Genomic DNA, 4,136 nt, shown 5'->3' on the forward strand with positions numbered 1-4,136 from the left:
AAAGGCCATCAGAAATAGAAAAATGCCAAGATATTTTGCAAATCTTCCATTTGTAAGAATATTAAAGGGACAAGACTCAACTGAAGATCATACTGGTATTGGTTTTCACGCTCAACCTTTCCCAGATAAGAATAAGTTTATCCGTGCATTTGATAGTCACGGTTGTATGAGAATGCAGACACCAGACCTTTGGTCTCTATACTTCTTAGTAGCAGCTGCACCAACTAAGCAGATGCCAATTACAGTAAACTACACGGCCCACAACTCTGAGGAACATCCATTTCCAAAGAGAAATAAGCCTTATAAGAGAGTAGCTAACGCTGGAACTAGAGCAAATCCTGTATTTACTCTAGATAGAGATAACCTAGTTCAAGTATATAATAACTGGGACTCTTCAGCTCCTGTTGATAGCTTAGTTGATCTATATAACGACAACTACCACCAGGTATTTAACTACAGCACTACTGAGCTTGTAGCAGATAAGTGGGAAGGAATTAGAGCTAAGTGTAAGGCAAAAACTTATGAGAATGAAAAGTATTCTGTAAAGTGGGAAGACTACGCTCCAAGCTATGATAGCGATGACTCTGAAAGAAAGAGAGAGAAGAAGCTTAAGAAAGCAAAGAAGAAGTACAATAAGGCCGTAAAGAAAATGAAGAAGAAAGTTGAAGACGCCTATGAAGATTGTATTGATGATCACAAGAGAGATTCTTCTGTTAGAGATAGACTCTACAGATGGTGGGTACACGGTTAATAAATAAATTCAATTATATAAATATTAGGCCTCGATTAATTCGGGGCCTTTTTAATGTCCAATACTTAGTTTAAATATAAATATTTCTTCATACTATTAAAGATTTTATATGGAATTTTCTTATAAGATCTATCTATGGAGGGATTTATGTCACTTGCAAACCTTTCACCTGTTCTCGAAGACTTTCACGTTAAGGCCATATTCGAAGGAATATCTGGCGATCTCATTGCTGAGCCTAGAAGAGTATCTTTCTATGACGGCGATATGTTGATTCATAGGACTCCCTACGAGCAATTAACGGATATAAAGTTTAGAGAAATTGGAGAGAAATCATTTTTAGACCTCTGTATAGAGGGAGGACACATTGCTTTTAACTTAGTTGAGAGTGAGGATGATAGTGAGTTCTTCTACTTGCACACTAAAGAGAGGATAATTAATCAAAATGAGATTAATGAATTTCTAAAAGAAAATATTCGCGTTGAAGAAAATAGGGCACTACTTATGTTTGACCGAGAGTGTATTACTTGGATGATGGATCAAAGGCCATTCTTATTTTCTGGTGAGTATATTAAAGGCGCTCTAATAGGAAGGCTATCCCAGGACTTCTCTCACCACGAGTTTGGAGTTCTCTATGTGACAAATAATAGACTGTTTTTTAATGGAAGAAAGGGAGAGCTTAGAGAGCTTCCCCTCGAGTCGGTGAGACACTGCCTATTAATTGATATCGATAAGAAGTTTCGAGATGTTAAAAGCCGAAAGAGCTATAGCTTACAATTTAATCAGGGAGAGTTAACAGTCGGCGTTCAAAGTGAGTTCTATGGAAAGATAGAATCTTTTTTAAATACTTTTGATGAGGAAATAATTGAAATAGAAAGGTTTTGAATAAAACTCTATTCTTTGCTGCTAAAAAAAAAGGGCCTTCAAACGAAGGCCCCTTTTATGTATTCACGCGTTTTATTTTGAAATTAGTTAGAAGGCTTAAACCAACATAGTGGTCTAATTCCTGACTCGTAACCATCTACTCTAGTACAAGTTCCAACTTTGTAGTCTCTGTCACTTACGTCTGTGTAAGCATCTACATCACAAAGAGCACCATTCCAGTAAGTATCTAGACGACACTGTGGTTGTGGGTGATTGTGATCAGTAGTTGAAACAACTCTTGTGTCTGGAGTATCAAACTTAAGAGGAGTAGTAAGGTTTCTTAGGTCCTTGAAAAGTCCAGCAAGTGAAAGACCTGCCATTGCACCTCTTTTACACATTACGATATCGCTTTCGTTAGAAAATTGCTTCTCACAAGTCTCTACTACTAGAGCAGGGATTTCCATATCAGCAACGATTGCATCGTTATCATCATTTTCCATGAACTTTCTTAAACACTTAGATGTTGCGAAGTAATCCGCTTGACCTTCGTTTGAAGCCCATGAAGAACCAAACCATGATTTCTTCTTAGGTTGTCCACCGATGTGGTGACCAATTTCGTGACATACAACAGTTGCAAATCCATCAGTTGTGATTGCAGCGTGTCTTGCAAGACCACCAAACATTGAAACTTTCCAAGTGTTACCAGACTGTTGTGCGTAAGCGTTAACAGTTCCGTCAGTCCACTTTCTTTCGATAACTAATCTTTTACCTCTTGCAGAGAAGATTGGAGCGTAGATTGCTTCTACTTTATCAATTGTCTCGTTAAACATTGCTTCGTCCATTGAATTAACAGACTTTGCTCCTACTGGGATATGAAGAGAGTTTTCTTCAACAATTCCACCTTGACCGTGCTCATCACATGCAAGTGTTTGCCCACCGAATACTAACATTGCAACTATTGTTGCTAGAATTCCTTTTCTCATTATGTTCCTCCATGAAAACATGATTCATTCATTTTTTCTTTCATTAAGTTTGTTATATTATTGTTAAGTTTTGGTTATGCTTTGTAAAATTTTTTAAAGCTAAATGTCATAGATGTAAGAAACTGTTAGTTATATCTTTATAAGTACGGAGAATTTGTGAAAAAAATCATCTTTTTTGTGCCTTTTGAGCACCTAAATTCAGTGAAAGAAGCTCTCTTTAGCGTTGGTGCTGGTAGGATAGGGCGTTACGATAAATGTTGTTTTGAAACCAGAGGAACAGGCCAGTTTAGGCCATTAGAGGGCTCTTCGGCCTTTCTTGGTGAAGTTGGAAAAGTTGAAAAAGTAGACGAAGTAAAAGTAGAAATGGTGTGTGAAAATAGTATTGTGCTACGTGCTATTGAGAAACTTAAGGAATCTCACCCTTATGAGACTCCTGCCTATGAAGTCTACACTCTAGAGGATTATTAGAGTTATCTTTACCTAGTTAAATTGTCATTTCTTATTAAAAATGATTGTATGGCCCCAGTATTATTGGAGTTTACAATGAAATCACTATTTTTTATCTACCTCATATTATTTAGCATGAATATAAATGCTGTGGTTGTACAGATCTTACACACTAATGATCTGCACTCTTATTATGATCATACAATAATAGATTCTTCCCGTGGAAGTTACGCAGCTCTTAAAGCAAAGATGGATGAGTTAGAAAATCTATCAGATCTAGAGGGGATTAAAACATTTAGATTTGATGCTGGAGATTTTCTAGATGGAAACCTCTATTATATGGCCGATAGGGGACGTCGTGGTTTTCGCATGATGGAGAAGATGGGCTTTGATGCTATTGCTGTTGGAAATCATGATTGGTTAATGGGTGGAAAAGAGCTCAATGAGATATTAAAAGAGAAACCACCTCAGTTTCACTATCTTGGTGCAAACTTCAAAGCGGTTAATCCTCTTTATACTTCAATTAAAAAATATGTTCGTCCGTTTACGTCTTTTGAAGTGGATGGAGTAAAGATTGGTGTTCTAGGCCTAACTACAGATGAGCTCTTTTATAAGTGGCGCTTTACTGGTGGAGATATCAGTGATCCTAAGAAAGTAGGAGCTAAAGTCTCTACAGAGATGAAGTATAGACATGGACATGACTTTGTCATTGGTCTCTCTCATGTGGGTCTAAGTACTGATAGAGAGATTATTAAAAAGTCTAAGGATATAGATCTTTTAATTGGTGGACACTCTCATACGGCAATTCTCAATCCTTTAATGGTAAGAAATAGTGAAGGTAAGTATAGGCCAATTGTTCAAACGGGATCTCACGCAAGATTTCTCGGACAAATGAAGGTAGAGCTTATTAAGGGAAAACCTTTAAAGATACTAGAGTATAAGTTGATTCCTATTTATACGGCAGATAGAAGAGATGAAGTTGTTGATGAGTTTGTAGATGACTCAAGAGCAATGCTTAATCAAAAGTACGGAGAAGAGTTCTTACAGGAAGTTCTTGGAGAGTCAGAGATTATGCTTAGAAATAGTGAAGCTAT

General features: G+C 36.9%; 5 protein-coding genes. 4 read left to right on the top strand and 1 reads right to left on the bottom strand.

Annotation, left to right across the window (positions count from 1 at the left end):
- A partial coding sequence (locus ABX784_RS15855) for a L,D-transpeptidase family protein (protein ID WP_372656040.1) occupies nucleotides 1–751 on the top strand: 751 nt, incomplete at its 5' end.
- A 147-nt stretch (nucleotides 752–898) separates the two neighbouring features.
- Complete coding sequence (locus ABX784_RS15860) at nucleotides 899–1,633, top strand: hypothetical protein (RefSeq protein ID WP_372656041.1); 735 nt, start codon at nucleotides 899–901, stop codon at nucleotides 1,631–1,633.
- Nucleotides 1,634–1,716: 83 nt separating this feature from the next.
- On the opposite strand, the gene ABX784_RS15865 is transcribed toward ABX784_RS15860, so the two are convergent.
- Complete coding sequence (locus tag ABX784_RS15865; RefSeq protein WP_372656042.1) at nucleotides 1,717–2,595, bottom strand: hypothetical protein; 879 nt, start codon at nucleotides 2,593–2,595, stop codon at nucleotides 1,717–1,719.
- 156 nt (nucleotides 2,596–2,751) lie between these two features.
- On the opposite strand from ABX784_RS15865, the gene ABX784_RS15870 reads away from it, so the two are divergent.
- Nucleotides 2,752–3,063, top strand: a complete 312-nt coding sequence (locus tag ABX784_RS15870; protein ID WP_372656043.1) for an NGG1p interacting factor NIF3 — start codon at nucleotides 2,752–2,754, stop codon at nucleotides 3,061–3,063.
- A gap of 75 nt (nucleotides 3,064–3,138) precedes the next feature.
- Nucleotides 3,139–4,136: bifunctional UDP-sugar hydrolase/5'-nucleotidase (locus ABX784_RS15875; RefSeq protein ID WP_372656044.1), on the top strand; the 998-nt coding region annotated here is incomplete at its 3' end.

The organism is Halobacteriovorax sp. (assembly GCF_041587335.1).
Classification (GTDB): Bacteria; Bdellovibrionota; Bacteriovoracia; order Bacteriovoracales; family Bacteriovoracaceae; genus Halobacteriovorax.